We start from the raw sequence: 14,383 nt of genomic DNA, 5'->3' as shown, positions 1-14,383 counted from the left end.
ATAACCGTTCAGACGCTAATGGTCGCCGGGGCGGGGCAGATGGGGAGCGGCATCGCGCAATCCGCCGCCTTGTCCGGCATTAAAGTGTATTTGTATGATATCGATCCAGGCAAAGCGGATGGAGCGATTGCAAGCATCGCAAGCCGCTTGGCGCGCGACGTGCAGAAGGGGAGAAGGAGCAAGGAGGAAGCCGAGCTTGCAGCCTCTCGCATTAGCCGCCTGGGAGAGCTTGGCGGTGCTCGCGATGTGGATTTAGTCATTGAAGCGGTGCATGAGGATGCGGAAATGAAAGAGGCGCTGTTTCGGGCGCTTGACGGCATTTGCCGGGAAGAAACGATTTTGGCCAGCAATACTTCCTCCTTGTCCATTACAAGGCTGGCTGCGGTGACGAAGCGCCCGGATAAAGTTGTTGGCATTCATTTTATGAACCCGGTGCAGGTTATGCCTCTGGTAGAAGTCATTCGCGGTCTTGCAACCTCGGATAAAACGTATGCCGCGGCGTGCAAGCTTGCGGAACAAATGGGCAAGACGCCGATTGAGGCGGGCGACTCGCCCGGATTTGTTTCCAACCGAGTGCTGATGCCGATGATTAACGAAGCTATTTTTTGCGTTTATGAAGGGGTGGCGTCTCCGGCATCCGTGGATCAAATGATGAAGCTTGGCATGAACCATCCCATGGGGCCGCTGGCGCTGGCGGACATGATTGGGCTCGACACCTGCCTCTCCATTATGGAAGTGCTCCAGCAGGGCTTTGGCGACTCCAAGTACCGTCCATGTCCGCTGCTCAAAAAATACGTATCTGCCGGATGGCTGGGAAAAAAGACAGGACGCGGCTTCTACATCTACGAATAACGGCGGAGGAAGTGAAGGCGTCATGATCGAGCCATTTACGAGCGATGAGGAAGCGCTTAGCAAGCTGGTACGGAACTTTGCGCGCCGCGAAATCGCCCCCTTTGTTCCCGAGATGGAAGAGAAGGATTGTTTTCCCCATGACATTGTCAAAAAAATGGGGGAGCTTGGTTTAATGGGCATCTCCGTGCCCGAGCAATGGGGCGGTTCAGGCGCGGGCTACCGCTCCACAATTATTGCGATTCATGAAATATCGAAGGTAAGCGCCGCTGTAGGCGTCATCTTGTCGGTGCATACGTCTGTTGGAACAAATCCGATTCTTTATTACGGCAACGACTCGCAAAAAAACAAATATTTGCCGAAGCTTGCCTCCGGCGAGTCGATTGGCGCATTTGCGCTCACTGAGCCGAGCGCCGGCTCCGATTCCGGCAGCATTCGGACGACTGCCGTCAAAAGAGGGGATAGCTACTATTTGAACGGTACCAAAACCTTTATTACGAATGGCGGATATGCCGGCTCTTATATCGTTTTTGCGGTGACGGACCCTTCGCTTGGAGCCAAAGGCATATCCGCTTTTATTGTAGAGGACGGGACGACGGGCTTCTCCATTGGCAAAAGGGAAAAAAAGCTTGGTCTGCTCGGCGCAAGCACGACAGAGCTTATTTTCGACGAGGCTGAAGTTGCGGCGGAGGGGCTGCTGGGCGGGGAGGGCGATGGCTATAGCATTGCGCTGAGCTGCCTTGAGGCGGGCCGAATCGGCATTGCCGCCCAGTCGCTAGGCATCGCCGAGGCTGCCCTTTCCCATTCGCTTGCCTATGCCAGACAACGAAGGCAATTCGGCAAGCCGATTGCCTCGCATCAGATGATTGCGTGCAAGCTTGCCGATATGGCGACTGGAGTGGAAGCGGCGAGGCTGCTCCTATACCGGGCGGCGTCGCTCAAAGCAAGCGGCGCGCCTTGCGGTAAAGAAGCGTCGATGGCCAAACGATTTTGCTCCGACGCCGCGATGGAGGCCGCAACCGAGGCGGTGCAAATATTTGGCGGATACGGCTATATGAAAGAATATCCCGTGGAGCGGCTGTTCCGCGATGCGAAAGTGACGCAAATTTATGAAGGCACCAACGAGATTCAGCGCCTCGTCATTTCCAAACATTTGATGAAGGGCGGATAGGCGGACATTAGAGGAGGCATGCGGACATGTCCAACATGGAGTATGTGCCGGGGCTGGAAAATGTGATCGCAAGCGAAACTTCAATTTCTTATTTGGATGTGGAAAAAGAGCAAATTGTTGTGCGAGGCTATGATCTGCTGGAGCTGGCGGAGCGGGCAACCTACGCCGATACAGCTTATTTGCTGCTGCACGGCCGTTTTCCAAATGCGCCGGAGAGAGAAGAACTGGAATCCAAGTGGCTGGCCCAATCCGAGCTGCCGCAACAAGTAGAAGCCGTTTTTGCACTTCTGCCGCATGGGATGGACGGAATGGACGTCTTGCGGACGGGCATCTCGGCTTTGGCGGGCTTTGATGCGGAATTGGAGGATCACTCCAAAGAGGCCAATGTTCGCAAAGCGATCAGGCTCATTGCGAAAATGCCGCAGTTGCTCGCATGCGGTTGCCGAACTTTTTCCTCAACGTCTGAACACGAGGCTAGTTCCGAGCTGTCTTTTTCCGGCCGGTTTTTGCGGCTACTAACAGGACGGACGCCAAGCCGGCTGGAGGAGCGGTTGTTCGATCAATCGCTTATTTTGTACAGCGAGCATGAAATGCCGAACTCCACCTTTGCCGCAAGAGTCATCGCATCGACGATGTCCGATCTATACGGCGCTGTTGCCGGAGGAGCCTCCTCCTTAAAGGGCAAGCTGCACGGAGGAGCCAATGAGGCCGTTATGCACATGCTGCTGGAGGCGGGAACGCCGGAAGGCTTAACCACATTGATCAAAAACCAGCTGGACCGCAAGCAAAAAATAATGGGTTTTGGCCATCGTGTCTATATGCGGAAGCCCGATCCCCGCGCCCTGCTGATGAAGGAAGCACTGCTATCCCTATGTTTGGAAAAGAAGGATCAATCGTTATATGAGCTGTGTGTAGCAGGGGAAGAGGCTATGGAACGGGAAAAGGGGCTGTATCCTAATTTGGATTATTATGCCGCGCCCGTTTATCATTTGCTGGGCATTCCGATTCCGTTGTTTACGCCCGTTTTTTTGGCGGCGCGCACGGCAGGGATTTGCGCTCATGTCATTGAGCAGCATGAACATAACCGTCTTTTCAGGCCGAGGGTGCTTTATAAGGGACCAAGAGGCTTACAGCCGCCAAGCGGGACTGCGGGAGAGGAGGAGTAGGGCATGGGGAGTGACCGTTTGCTATTGGATATAGCCGATTATGCGCATGATTACAAAGTGGAGAGCAGTGAAGCGTACCGGATAGCGCAATACGTATTAATGGATTCGATCGGAACGGCGGTGCTGGCGCTTCGTTTCCCGGAATGCGCAAAACATATCGGACCGATTGTGCCCGGCGCCGTATTGCCTGGAGGAGCGCGAGTGCCCGGCACGCGGTACGAGCTTGATCCCGTTCATGCCGCCTTTAATATCGGCAGTCTTATTCGCTGGCTCGATTACAACGATACATGGCTTGCCGCGGAGTGGGGACATCCTTCCGATAATTTAGGAGCTATACTCGCCGTCGCGGATTATGCTGCGCGCCTTAGGCAGTCGGAAGGCAAACCGCCGCTGCTTATGCGGGAGGTGCTGGCGGCCGCGATTAAAGCTCATGAGATACAAGGGGTGCTGGCGCTTGACCATTCCTTGAACAGGGTGGGGCTTGATCATGTCCTGTTTGTCAAAATCGCCTCGACGGCAGTTGCGTCCGTTCTGCTCGGAGGGACGAAGGAGGAGACGGTGAACGCGCTCTCCAATGCGTGGCTCGATGGCGGCAGTTTGCGAACGTACCGCCAAGCCCCGAATACGGGCTCCCGCAAATCATGGGCGGCGGGAGATGCCACGAGCCGCGGAGTCCGTCACGCTTTGATGGCGTTAACCGGAGAAATGGGCTACGAAACGGCGCTTACAGCTCATAAGTGGGGATTTCAAGACGTTTTGTTTGGCGGCAAGCCACTTGCGCTGGGCCGGCCGCTCGGCACGTATGTCATGGAAAATGTATTGTTCAAAGTATCGTTCCCCGCCGAGTTTCATGCGCAAACGGCTGTGGAATGCGCATTTAAGCTGCATCCTGTTGCGAAAGACCGTTTGGACGACATTAGCCAAGTCATTTTAACAACCCATGAATCGGCCATACGCATTATCGACAAGCGCGGTCCCCTTCATAATCCGGCCGACCGTGATCACTGTCTGCAATATATGGTGGCGGTCGCACTCATTCACGGAGAGCTGGCTGCCGAGCATTATGAGGATGATGCAGCCCGCGACCCTAGAATCGATGCGCTCAGGGAAAAAATGCTTGTCGTGCATCATGAGCAATACAGCAAAGATTACCTCGATCCGGACAAAAGGTCGATTGCCAATGCCGTGCAAATTCGCTTCCAAAACGGGACGGAATCGGAAAAAGCGGTGTGTGAATATCCGATCGGCCATCGCCGGAGACGCGAGGAAGGGCTGCCCAAAGTGATTGATAAATGCGAAGCCGCTTTGCTAACCCGTTTTACACGCAAAAGAACGTCGGATATTTTACGCGAGACGTTTGATTTTCAGCGATTGGCGGAAATGCCGGTGGCTCAGTTTATGGGGATGCTGATCGTTTGAAATAAATAGCGAGGATCGGAGAGATGCCGATGTCATGGCTAGTTGAAGATGAGCCGCAGCAGAGCGAGCTGGCGGAGCGGTTCCGGAGGCTTATTGCCGAAGGGCCCATTTTGAAAATGCCGGGGGCTCATGACGGAATGGCCGCTCGAGTGGCGAAGCAATGCGGCTTTGAGGCGCTTTATTTGTCGGGTGCGGCTTATTCCGCCAGCAGAGGCTTGCCGGATGTCGGCCTTCTCTATTCCAATGAGGTAGCCGAGCGGGCGCGCGAACTCGTTCGCGCATCCGGCTTGCCTCTGCTCGTCGATATCGATACGGGGTTTGGCGGGGTCATGAACGCAGCGCGAGCCGCCAAGGAAATGGCCGAGGCAAAAGTTGCCGCCGTTCAAATCGAGGATCAGCTCATGCCGAAAAAATGCGGTCATTTAAACGGGAAGAAGCTGATTCCACCCGAGGAAATGGCGCAAAAAATACGTGCGATCAAAGAGGCAAGTCCGACTTTGGCGGTGATCGCCAGAACAGACGCCAGAGGTGTAGAAGGAATGGACGTGGCAATCGAGCGGGCTCTTGCTTATGTGGCGGCAGGGGCGGACGGCATATTCCCGGAGGCGCTTGAAAGCGAAGAGGAGTTTAGAACGTTTCGTGCCTCCGTTTCCTGTCCGCTGCTCGCCAATATGACCGAATTTGGCAAAACTCCTTATTATACGGCGAATCAGTTTGCGGACTTTGGATACCGCATGGTCATTTACCCGGTCACCTCATTAAGAGTTGCGGCCAAAGCTTATGAAAGGGTGTTTGAAGAAATATGGCGGACCGGCACTCAAGCCGCTTCCTTGCCGGAGATGCAAACCCGGAAGCAGCTGTATGAAACGATCCGGTATGGCGATTATGAAGCGATGGACGGCAAGCTCGCTGGCGGCAAGCCCTCGGATTAGTCCGGGGGCTTATCCGCGTATTTTAATATCCATTTTTTCCATAAAATGATATAATCGGAGTCGGATGACGAAGTCATTCTATGTAAAGAAAGGAGGTGAATGATGATGAAAAAGGTGATTCTTCTCATCATGATTGCTTTGTTTTCTTTTTCTGGAAGCGCTTCCGCAAACTACAATTATACGCAAAACTGGGGGCTTGGGACCGTTCACACAGCAGGTCAAAAGCAATTGAAACTCGATGTTTATACTTACAGCCACTACGGCAAAAGCGTTACGGTTAAACTGATGAAAGAGGGCCCTGCCGGACAATGGACGCAAGTGTTTGTTACTGGAGAATATTTGTACGGATTGGCTATGCATCAGTTAACGTATAACGTAGGTTATTTAACTTCAGGGAATTATAAGGTTGAGTTTGATGTATCCAACGATTGGTACCAATATGCTACGCGTATCGATGATGGCTATTTATACTGAGAAATAAGATGATAAGCTTAAGCGGAAATCGCCCCTGCGCAGCCTGTTGGCCAAGCAAGGGCGATTTTTTATGGTCAAGCAGCTTTTTGATGGAAAAAACAGATAAAGCGCTAACATTTCAAATCGATAGAAAACTGGTATATACTAATAGGCAGTAGATTCGATTGGAGGAAGCAAGTTGAACAACATTAGAATATTCGCCGATAGCGTCTCTGATCTGCCGCAGCAATGGATAGAGCGATATGGGATCACCATTGTGCCGCTTTATATTATTTTCGGGGAGCATTCTTACAGGGACGGCATCGACATTACTACAACCGAAATTTATAAAAGGGTCGAAGAAAACGGCGTCTTGCCGCAAACAGCTGCTCCTTCGCCAAGCGATTTTTTAGAAGCTTTTGAAAAGGCTACGGCTGAGGGCGACACCGTGCTGTTTATCAGCATGTCAGCTCAAGTTTCCTCTACTTATCAAAATGCGCGGATTGCGATGGAAGAACTCCCGGAAGGGAAAGTCACGATTGTGGATTCAATCCATTTGTCTGCCAGCTACGCTATGCTGGTCATCATGGCGGCGCGGATGCGGGAAGAAGGAAAGGGATTGGACGAAATCGTCGCTTATATAGAGCAAGCAAAGGAGCGCGTCGAAATCGATATTTTGATCGATCGGCTCGATTATTTGCATAAAGGCGGCCGTGTGTCCAGCATTCAAAATATGATCGGCAGCATGCTTCAAATTCGTCCTGTCCTTGGAATCAAGAGGGGGATGATCGTCTCCACCAAAAAATATCGCGGCAAAACGCAAAAGGCGCTGGAGAGCGTCATGCAAAATTTGGTCGATAATATCGGGCAAGTCGATTTAAACTTGGTCGTCATCGCCCAGACCGTCGCGGAAAAAGCGGCTGCTTATATGCGCGATTATTTGCTGGAGCGGACCTCTGTGAAAGAAGTTATTATGATTGAAGGCGGATGCACCATTTGTTCCCACACGGGTCCAAAAACGGTAGCGATCAGTTATCTGAAAAAATAACGGGATGTTTCGCCATGAATTGGAAGCGGCTATGACCCCTCATATTTCGTCTTTTGTCCGAATCGTATAGACAAGAGGTGGTACCTATGATGAAAAAACATTGCTTGTTTTGCAATGAGCTGGTCGAGATGGCGACCGAAGAGGACTATAATCGATTTACGGAATGCATGTGCGCTCCCGGCGCATTTTATCGGCTGCATCGTGGAGCGTATACCGCTGTACAGTCGTTTTCCTATGCGAAAAAACGTCAGTTGCTTCCGTTAGTATCGGGTTATATTAGGGAAATGACGGAGGGTGGAGCGCGAATCGACTTAACGCTGGAGCAGGTAGAGGCGATAGCTTCGTCTCCCGATATTCCGATGACGACCGAGGAAAAAGAGAAGCGGCTGCTGCGTTACTTGTTCCGAAATACAGAAGCTCCGGAAGAAGCGGTTGGCTTTCACCCCTTGTCCAGAAACTTCAATATTTCGTATTCAGCCAATCTTCAAGAGTTTGTTTATGTTATGGAGAAACTGCGGGAAAATGAGCTGATCGTTAGGGAAGGCTCTGTATTGAAGCTTACGGAAATGGGCTGGAGCATGGCGGCGTCTTATTCGGGAGGAGGCAAGCGGAAGGCTTGCTGCGTGTTGGCCGGAGACGATGAATTAGGTCTGGAATGGATTTCTTCTCTCGTTCCGGGATTAGAGCAATGCGGCTACAGCACCCGACTCTTTCAGCCGTCCTCTATGAAAAGGATGGACGATTCTATCTTTGAGGCGATTGCAGGCAGCAAGCTTATTGTAGCCGACTTGACGGGAGCGGGTCCCGAAATCTTTTATGCGGCCGGATTTGCCGCGCGTGCGGGCATTCCGGTCGTTTGGACCGTTTATAAAGGACAAGCCGACAACTGGATCGCTCAGAACGAGTGGATTCGGCCTTTGCCTTGGGAATCGACCGAAGAGCTGGTCGCTCTCTTGCAGCAGAAGCTCTAATGCGAGGGTTAATGACGACTAGTTAAGGCAAGCCAATCTTGTTTAAAATGCAGGGCCGCTTCCATGCCAACTTCGGCAATAGAGACGGCCCTTTGTGCTGCTTAACCTTAGTTGGCTTGATTCAATCGTTTCGCTTCTTTTTCAATGACAGCCCATGCGTTGTCCAAATGAGTTTTTCCGTTTTCAACGGCAAGCAGCTGAGTTGCAATCGTATCGTTCAGCTCGTTTTGTTCTTGTGAGTTTGCAGTTTGCAAATCATTCTGTTCAGCAGGAGGCTTGTTCACTGTGACAAAGGGCGGCATTAAAGCGTCGAGTGACAAGCCCCCCAGACTTTCCTTTTCATATTCAAGATAAGGAACAAATCCTTCAATTCCCATTGTGCCGGCAATTTTTGGTGCCGCCTCCTCACTCAGCAAATACGAGATCACTTTCCAAGCCTCCTCGATTTGATCGCTTTCTCTGTCGATAGAAAACGTTTCTGCAGCGGGATAACAGCCAGCCTGTTTACCGGAGAGGACAGGCGCTTTCATCATGGTCCAGCTGCTTCCGCTCGTTTTGGCGGAGAGCAGGTCGCTTGATGCGGATGCGCTTGCGATGTGCAGTGGCACCCGGTTCCAGCTATGCTGGGCGCCATCGTTTCTTTTTTTGAAAAGCCCGTCTCGTTTATCTTGGAGCAGTTGACTCGCCAGCTCTCTCCAAATCGGCTCATGCAAAGTGGAATCGCCATCTTTATCCCTTATTGAAAGCCCCAACATCGCTCCGGTCGATTGCAGCAAATCGTCCCAATAGGAATAAGTCAATTGATAAGCGACCTGACCCGGATTGTAGGCTCTCCACATGGCGGCGATATCGCGGAACCGTTCCCAAGTGACAGGTCCTCCGGTTGGCCATTCTATCCCGTGTTCGCGCAGCTCTTGTTTATTGACAAATAAAACGTCGCAATCGAAGGTAGGCGAAACGGATTCCACTTTTTGGCTTAGGTCATACATCCCGCTCTGTATCGCATTTAATTCCATGCCTTCGTTTTGAATCAAAGGGGCGAGGTTTACATAGTTGATCTTATCGGTAAAAAGATGGGGCTCAAAGTTATAATATAAATCCGCCTTTTCCTCCACGATCATGTTTTTGATTCGTTCCGGGTCATCATAAAAGCTTCTTTGATCCGCGGAATAGGAGGGAGGAATGACGTGGACAAATTGGAATTGGATAGACGGGAACTTTTCGCTCAAAATCGATTCGAACTTGAAGCTGCGCTGATGGATAGTCATCACCTTTAAAGTTACGGACGGCTCATCATGTGTTTTGAAGTAACCAGGGAGCGGGCAGGCGCTGACCGTTACGGTCAGTATAATCGACCAGATGACGATGAGGAGAAATTTTCGCATGGGTTTACCTCCGGGGGATAAAGCGTATATGAACGCCGCAGGTTCGGGGCATCATTTATTCGAAAATTGCGTTTAATTGATGATTTTTAAAGAAAATGATAATAATTATGAATATGAAATTATCGATAATTATTCATTATTCATGAAAATTATAAATGATTTAAAGTAATTTTATAAAGAAAAATTTGTATATTTGAATCTTAAATAAGAATGAGCAGGTTGTCAACTAATGAAATTAAAAATTATTTGTTGAAAAGGGGCTAGCCCAAAAGCGGATTTGCTTGCTGGATGAGATCGCTAGCATGATTAAAAACGCCAAAAGGCTTGCTTTTGCAGCCAAATGTCCAGGGCCCCCGCGAGCGCTCCAGTGGTTTCTGGCACAACTAAATGTCCGAAAGAGGCCCCGCGAGCACTCTAGTGGTTTGTGGCACAACTAAATGTCCGAAAGTGGCCCCCGCGAGCACTCTAGTGGTTTGTGGCACAACTAAATGTTCGAAAGAGATCCCCGCGAGGGCTCCAGTGGTTTGTGGCACAACTAAATGTCCAAAAGTGGCCCCCGCGAGCACTCTAGTGGTTTCTGGCACAACTAAATGTTCGAAAGAGATCCCCGCGAGCGCTCTATTGGTTTCTGGCACAACTAAATGTCCGAAAGTGGCTCCCGCGAGGGCTCCAGTGGTTTGTGGCACAACTAAATGTCCAAAAGAAGCCCCTTCGAACGCTCAGGTGGTTTCTCGCGCAACGACGGACGAGCCAGTCTCGCATTTAGAGCCAAAAAGCCTTCAAACTCACCGCTACAGTGGGTTTGAAGGCTTTTTGGAATATAACACGAGGGATAGAGAATCAAAATAACTTTTGAGACAGCCCCTTCACGGGATAAAGTTGCTTGGATCGTCGTTTATGTCCTGAACGGCTTGTTCTAGGCTAGCCCACCCTTTGTCGAAGTCGGACAAGCCTGTTGTCATTGCAGTAAATTGAGACATGAGAATGGAGTCCAGTTTTGTTTGAGCTTCGTTAGTCAGCCGATAGGCATCATTCGCCGGCACATCCCCTTCTACTTGGAACACGGCATCCAATTGAAACAGACCGATCTTTACATGCTGAGGATAGGTGACAAACCCGCCGGCCACGCTTAAAGTTGAAATGTCCGCGGCGGCCTCTTCGCTCATTAAATAGGCGATCATCTCCCACATTTGTTCCGTATATTTGCTTTTGTTATCCATATAAAAGGAAGCCGTCGGTAAAAACGGGGTAGACCGTAAGTTTGATGCGGCTTTTGGGAGCCCGGCGATGATCCACGACTGGGCTGATTGATTGCCCGACAACAACGAATAAACGTAATTGGAATTGCTAACAAACATTCCTGTATGGAGCCGCTCTTTGTAATCGGGGTTGTAGCCGTCGGCTCGCATTCTTTTTTCCTTTATGTCCTCTACAACCTCTTGAGCCATTTGTCGCCATTCCGGCCCGGCCAACGTTAATTTTTTGTCGTGATCGACACGGCTCGCTCCCAAAATATAATCGCCAAGCCACGGGAGCAAGAAGGGCCAATAAGCCGACGCTTCCATCTCATATCCTATTGCCGATGGCTCTTTTTCCTTCAATTGTTTGGCGGCTTCGCGAAATTGCTCCCATGTCATCGGGCTTTGCGGCTCGGGGAGCCCTGCTTCGTTAAACAACTTTTTGTTAATATAGAGCGTCTCGCGGGTGAAAGTAGGGGACAGCCCGTTAACCTTTCCGTCTGAATCTGTTCCCCAGTCCACCATCTGCTGCTGAATGTCGTTTAGCGGCAGACGGTCTCTTGCTATAAGCTGGGCCAAATCTACCGTAACGGCCGAATCCATATAATTATCGGGGTCAAATCCGAAATAGAGATCGGCATCCTGTTCATCGATTATTTGTGCGATCCGCTCATTCCGGTTGTCTGGAGCTACATTTTCTTTTCTTAAAATATCGTCAATTTTAACAAACTCGAACGTGGTGCCGGGAAACTTATGCTCCAAATAAGATTGGTAGCCTGGAAATTGGCTGTTATATAAAGTCAGCACTTTCAATTGGATTTCCTTTTGCTTCGTGCCGCCGATGGAACAGCCGCCCACCAAAAGGGCTGCCATCATGATGATGTTTATCCAACGAAATGATTTCACATTGCTTCTCCTTTCCTTACATCGGGAATAGAAGGCTATTCAAAATTAGTCAAATCGCCGTTGATTTCATCCACGACCTTCTCAATATTGGCCCAGCCTTGCTCAAACTCCAGCCCCGTTTTCTCTATCGCTTCAAACTGAGATCGAAACGCTTCATTCAGTTTCGCATAGGCTTCGTTAGTTAATTGACCGGCTGCTGCCCGATCTCTGATCTCAACTGGGCCGGTGAACGCATCGAGCTTCAAGCTGCCGAATGACAATTGCTCCTGGTAAGTGATTAGACCGGGGGCCATCATGTCGTTTGCGATGTGAGCCGCCGCCTCTTTGCTCATCAAATGGGCAACCACTTCCCAAAGAGCTTCCGTATGCGGGCTCTTGCTGTCCAACTGGAACATGGAGGAAGGCATCAATTGATTTCTTGGATTGTCGTAATCGCCGTTGAATGGGGTTGGCAAACCGATCATCGACCATTCATCCGCTGTAGCGTTATTGGCTTGCAGCCTATAAAGAGCTTTGACATCGCCAATAAACATGCCTGTTTTACTATCGTTTTGGTAGCTTGATTGAAATGTTTCTACTGTGGAGAGCAAGCCGTCTTGAATGTCCTGAACAAGCTGCTGGGCAAGCTGTTTCCATTCCTCTCGATTGGGCATAAGCTGATTGTTTTCGTCTACAAGCCGAAGTCCGTTATAATTCGCAATCGTTTGGTAGGTAAGCTGCCATCCGAAACTTTCGAGTTGATAACCGCTTGAGTCTGGGCTGCCGTCGGCAACGGATTTAGCGAGCTCTCTGAATTCGTTCCAGCTGATAGGGCCAGTCGGCTCCGCCGTCCCGCTTTCTTGAAACAGCTTGCGGTTGATAAACAACACCTCGCGGTCGAAAGTAGGTGAGAGATACGGTAATTTGCCGTTTACGGTTGCATCGGCTACCATCTGCTGCTGGATATCGTTCAGCTCTATATTGTCACGTTGGAGAAGAGGGGCGAGATCGAGCATTTCCAAATCATTTTCGCCGACATAAGCTTCCGGAGTCATTCGGAAATAAAAATCGGCTTTTTGTTCCAAAATGATTTCGCGTATCCTCTCGTTGCCGGTTCCAAGCTGTATATTTTCTTTGTTTAACAGTGAAAACAAATCGACGGTTTCAATCGTGATATGCGGAAATTGATTTTGAATATAGTTTTTAAATTTAGAGAAATCGTTGTCGCTATAGGTCATCACTTTGACGGTGATGGGATCGCGTTCTTTTTTATTAACGCCACCGATTGAACATCCAGAAAGAAAGACAACGGCAGTCAGCAGCATAATGGCATAGGATAAGCTCTTTTTCATATTTCCCACCAATCCCTTTTTATTGTTTGTATGAGAACCTCTATTGTAAGCCGTATTTAAACTTAATGGCCTGAGACGGCAACAAATTTGCTGGAGTCGGAATTGAAATTTTGGATTTGCCCCATCAAATTATCCCAAACGTGGTCGTATATTTGTCCACCGTTATAAAAAGCGTCCAATTGTTTGCTAATGAGGGACGACGCTTCATAAACAGAGTTTTTGTGCATTTTGGTTTTGGGGTGGCTGGACAGATAAGAAAACGGTTTGGATGATAAAATGTCGACGGGGAAATCGCCGAGGCCTGCATATTGCGGATACGCTACAAAATCGTCTTTTATACTTTTTTCATCCATCCGTTTCGCGCCTTCTTCACTGATTAAAAACTGGATAATGTTCCAGGCTTGCTCGATATGCTTGCTGTCCAAGTCAATGGAGAACGGGCGCGTCAAACGGTACGGGCTCGGCTGAGGCTGATCACCTTGGGCAGGGAGATCGGCAAGTTGTAGAAATTCGGTCGAAACTTGTTTTTTTACCATGTCCTTGGCCTCGGTGAGATCGGCAATAAACATGGCGGAGGTAGACCAATGAACCAAAAATCTCCGGTCATCGGCATAGGAAGTTACTCCGCTGCGCAAATCCTCCATCACGTCGCTCGCTACTTCCTTCCAAAGCGGAGAGTCTATCGCAAGCTTGCCTTCGTTATCCGTTAGCGGCAAACCGTTGTAACGGGCCGCTTCTGTAACCAACTGGGATAGGCCGACCGCTTCGTCAAATAGATAGCCGGTTACTTTGTTGTCCTTTTCCTTGATCAGCGCAGCCGTTTGCCTAAATTGCTCCCATGTCATCGGGGTTGTCGGGACGGGAACGTCTAATCGGTCGAATATGCTCTTGTTAATGTACAGCACCTTTTTATCGAAGGTCGGGGAAATTTGGGTAATTTCCTTATCAAAGTCAACTTCCCAATTCAGCATTTGGCTCTGTATGGCGTTTAGCTCCAGTTGGTTGCTCCGAATGGGCTCCGCCAAGTTGACGAGCTTAAACTGTTCAGAATAAAGAGTGGGGTCAAAATTGAAGTATAGATCGGGATTTTCTTGTTCAACGAGTTTGCTAATCGTCTCGCGTACGTCGGGAGTTTCCCGAGTGGAATATGGATCGATTTGCAGGGAGGCGGATTGAAGAGCGGAGTAGTAAGGGAACACCTCCAGCGTTACGTCTGGAAATTGTTCTTCTATTAATGCTTTATATTTGGAAAATTCCTGAGTCGTTGTCGCAAACACTTTTAGAGTGACGGTTTTATTCTCTTTTTTAAACAGGCCGTCAGTGCAGCCCGCCATTAAACCGGCCAACAAAATAAGAACGAAAAAAGTTTTCCACGCTTTTCCCATATAAGATCCCCCAGTTTCGTTTGAAATGAATAAGATTTTACGCTTTTATAGTTGGGCTGGAAAATCAATAATAATTACGGATTCGAAGATACTAATAAATTGTTGTTTGCAAAATGTCATTTTCGTGCA

The 14,383-nt window shown here is 49.6% G+C and carries 12 protein-coding genes; 8 read left to right on the top strand and 4 right to left on the bottom strand.

Annotated features, from left to right (window positions below; genetic code table 11):
• From ACFQZE_RS09240 to ACFQZE_RS09205, 8 genes are all read left to right on the top strand, one after another.
• Window positions 1-852, top strand: coding sequence for a 3-hydroxybutyryl-CoA dehydrogenase (locus tag ACFQZE_RS09240; protein WP_379356996.1), 852 nt, complete (start codon window positions 1-3; stop codon window positions 850-852).
• A gap of 22 nt (window positions 853-874) precedes the next feature.
• On the top strand, window positions 875-2,020 hold the full coding sequence (locus ACFQZE_RS09235; protein ID WP_379356040.1) for an acyl-CoA dehydrogenase: 1,146 nt from the start codon (window positions 875-877) through the stop codon (window positions 2,018-2,020).
• Between the two features lie 26 nt (window positions 2,021-2,046).
• Window positions 2,047-3,186, top strand: coding sequence for a citrate synthase (gene mmgD, locus ACFQZE_RS09230; RefSeq protein ID WP_379356038.1), 1,140 nt, complete (start codon window positions 2,047-2,049; stop codon window positions 3,184-3,186).
• Window positions 3,187-3,189: 3 nt separating this feature from the next.
• On the top strand, window positions 3,190-4,605 hold the full coding sequence (locus ACFQZE_RS09225; RefSeq protein ID WP_379356036.1) for a bifunctional 2-methylcitrate dehydratase/aconitate hydratase: 1,416 nt from the start codon (window positions 3,190-3,192) through the stop codon (window positions 4,603-4,605).
• A 29-nt stretch (window positions 4,606-4,634) separates the two neighbouring features.
• Window positions 4,635-5,537, top strand: a complete 903-nt coding sequence (gene prpB / locus ACFQZE_RS09220) for a methylisocitrate lyase (RefSeq protein ID WP_379356033.1) — start codon at window positions 4,635-4,637, stop codon at window positions 5,535-5,537.
• Window positions 5,538-5,642: 105 nt separating this feature from the next.
• Window positions 5,643-6,011 carry a peptidase associated/transthyretin-like domain-containing protein gene (locus tag ACFQZE_RS09215; RefSeq protein ID WP_379356031.1) on the top strand — a complete coding sequence of 123 codons (369 nt, stop codon included), beginning with the start codon at window positions 5,643-5,645 and terminating at the stop codon, window positions 6,009-6,011.
• A gap of 178 nt (window positions 6,012-6,189) precedes the next feature.
• A complete protein-coding gene (locus ACFQZE_RS09210) occupies window positions 6,190-7,038 on the top strand; it encodes a DegV family protein (RefSeq protein ID WP_379356029.1) in 849 nt (282 codons plus the stop codon).
• Between the two features lie 86 nt (window positions 7,039-7,124).
• Window positions 7,125-8,009, top strand: coding sequence for a hypothetical protein (locus tag ACFQZE_RS09205; RefSeq protein ID WP_379356027.1), 885 nt, complete (start codon window positions 7,125-7,127; stop codon window positions 8,007-8,009).
• A gap of 107 nt (window positions 8,010-8,116) precedes the next feature.
• On the opposite strand, the gene ACFQZE_RS09200 is transcribed toward ACFQZE_RS09205, so the two are convergent.
• The 4 genes from ACFQZE_RS09200 to ACFQZE_RS09185 form a co-directional block, all read right to left on the bottom strand.
• Window positions 8,117-9,394 (bottom strand): hypothetical protein, encoded by a 1,278-nt coding sequence (locus tag ACFQZE_RS09200; RefSeq protein ID WP_379356025.1) that lies wholly within the window; start codon window positions 9,392-9,394, stop codon window positions 8,117-8,119.
• Between the two features lie 866 nt (window positions 9,395-10,260).
• Window positions 10,261-11,538 carry an ABC transporter substrate-binding protein gene (locus ACFQZE_RS09195; protein ID WP_379356023.1) on the bottom strand — a complete coding sequence of 426 codons (1,278 nt, stop codon included), beginning with the start codon at window positions 11,536-11,538 and terminating at the stop codon, window positions 10,261-10,263.
• 35 nt (window positions 11,539-11,573) lie between these two features.
• The gene (locus tag ACFQZE_RS09190) at window positions 11,574-12,869 is read right to left on the bottom strand and encodes an ABC transporter substrate-binding protein (RefSeq protein ID WP_379356021.1); all 1,296 of its coding nucleotides are present in this window, start codon (window positions 12,867-12,869) and stop codon (window positions 11,574-11,576) included.
• A gap of 62 nt (window positions 12,870-12,931) precedes the next feature.
• Window positions 12,932-14,254, bottom strand: a complete 1,323-nt coding sequence (locus tag ACFQZE_RS09185) for an ABC transporter substrate-binding protein (protein WP_379356018.1) — start codon at window positions 14,252-14,254, stop codon at window positions 12,932-12,934.
• Between the last annotated feature and the right edge of the window lie 129 nt (window positions 14,255-14,383).

This window comes from Paenibacillus sp. GCM10027627, from assembly GCF_042675505.1.
In the GTDB taxonomy this organism is placed as follows: domain Bacteria; phylum Bacillota; class Bacilli; order Paenibacillales; family Paenibacillaceae; genus Pristimantibacillus.
Note: the sequence above shows the minus strand (reverse complement) of the source record. Positions and strands in the feature narration are given on the sequence as shown.

Bases quoted from the DNA above. Each gene is read 5' to 3' on its own strand.
- ACFQZE_RS09235 (WP_379356040.1), top strand. From the start codon at position 875: ATGATCGAGCCATTTACGAGCGATGAGGAAGCGCTTAGCAAGCTGGTA.
- mmgD (WP_379356038.1), top strand. From the start codon at position 2,047: ATGTCCAACATGGAGTATGTGCCGGGGCTGGAAAATGTGATCGCAAGC.
- ACFQZE_RS09225 (WP_379356036.1), top strand. From the start codon at position 3,190: ATGGGGAGTGACCGTTTGCTATTGGATATAGCCGATTATGCGCATGAT.
- prpB (WP_379356033.1), top strand. From the start codon at position 4,635: ATGTCATGGCTAGTTGAAGATGAGCCGCAGCAGAGCGAGCTGGCGGAG.
- ACFQZE_RS09215 (WP_379356031.1), top strand. From the start codon at position 5,643: ATGAAAAAGGTGATTCTTCTCATCATGATTGCTTTGTTTTCTTTTTCT.
- ACFQZE_RS09205 (WP_379356027.1), top strand. From the start codon at position 7,125: ATGATGAAAAAACATTGCTTGTTTTGCAATGAGCTGGTCGAGATGGCG.
- ACFQZE_RS09200 (WP_379356025.1), bottom strand. From the start codon at position 9,394: ATGCGAAAATTTCTCCTCATCGTCATCTGGTCGATTATACTGACCGTA.
- ACFQZE_RS09190 (WP_379356021.1), bottom strand. From the start codon at position 12,869: ATGAAAAAGAGCTTATCCTATGCCATTATGCTGCTGACTGCCGTTGTC.
- ACFQZE_RS09185 (WP_379356018.1), bottom strand. From the start codon at position 14,254: ATGGGAAAAGCGTGGAAAACTTTTTTCGTTCTTATTTTGTTGGCCGGT.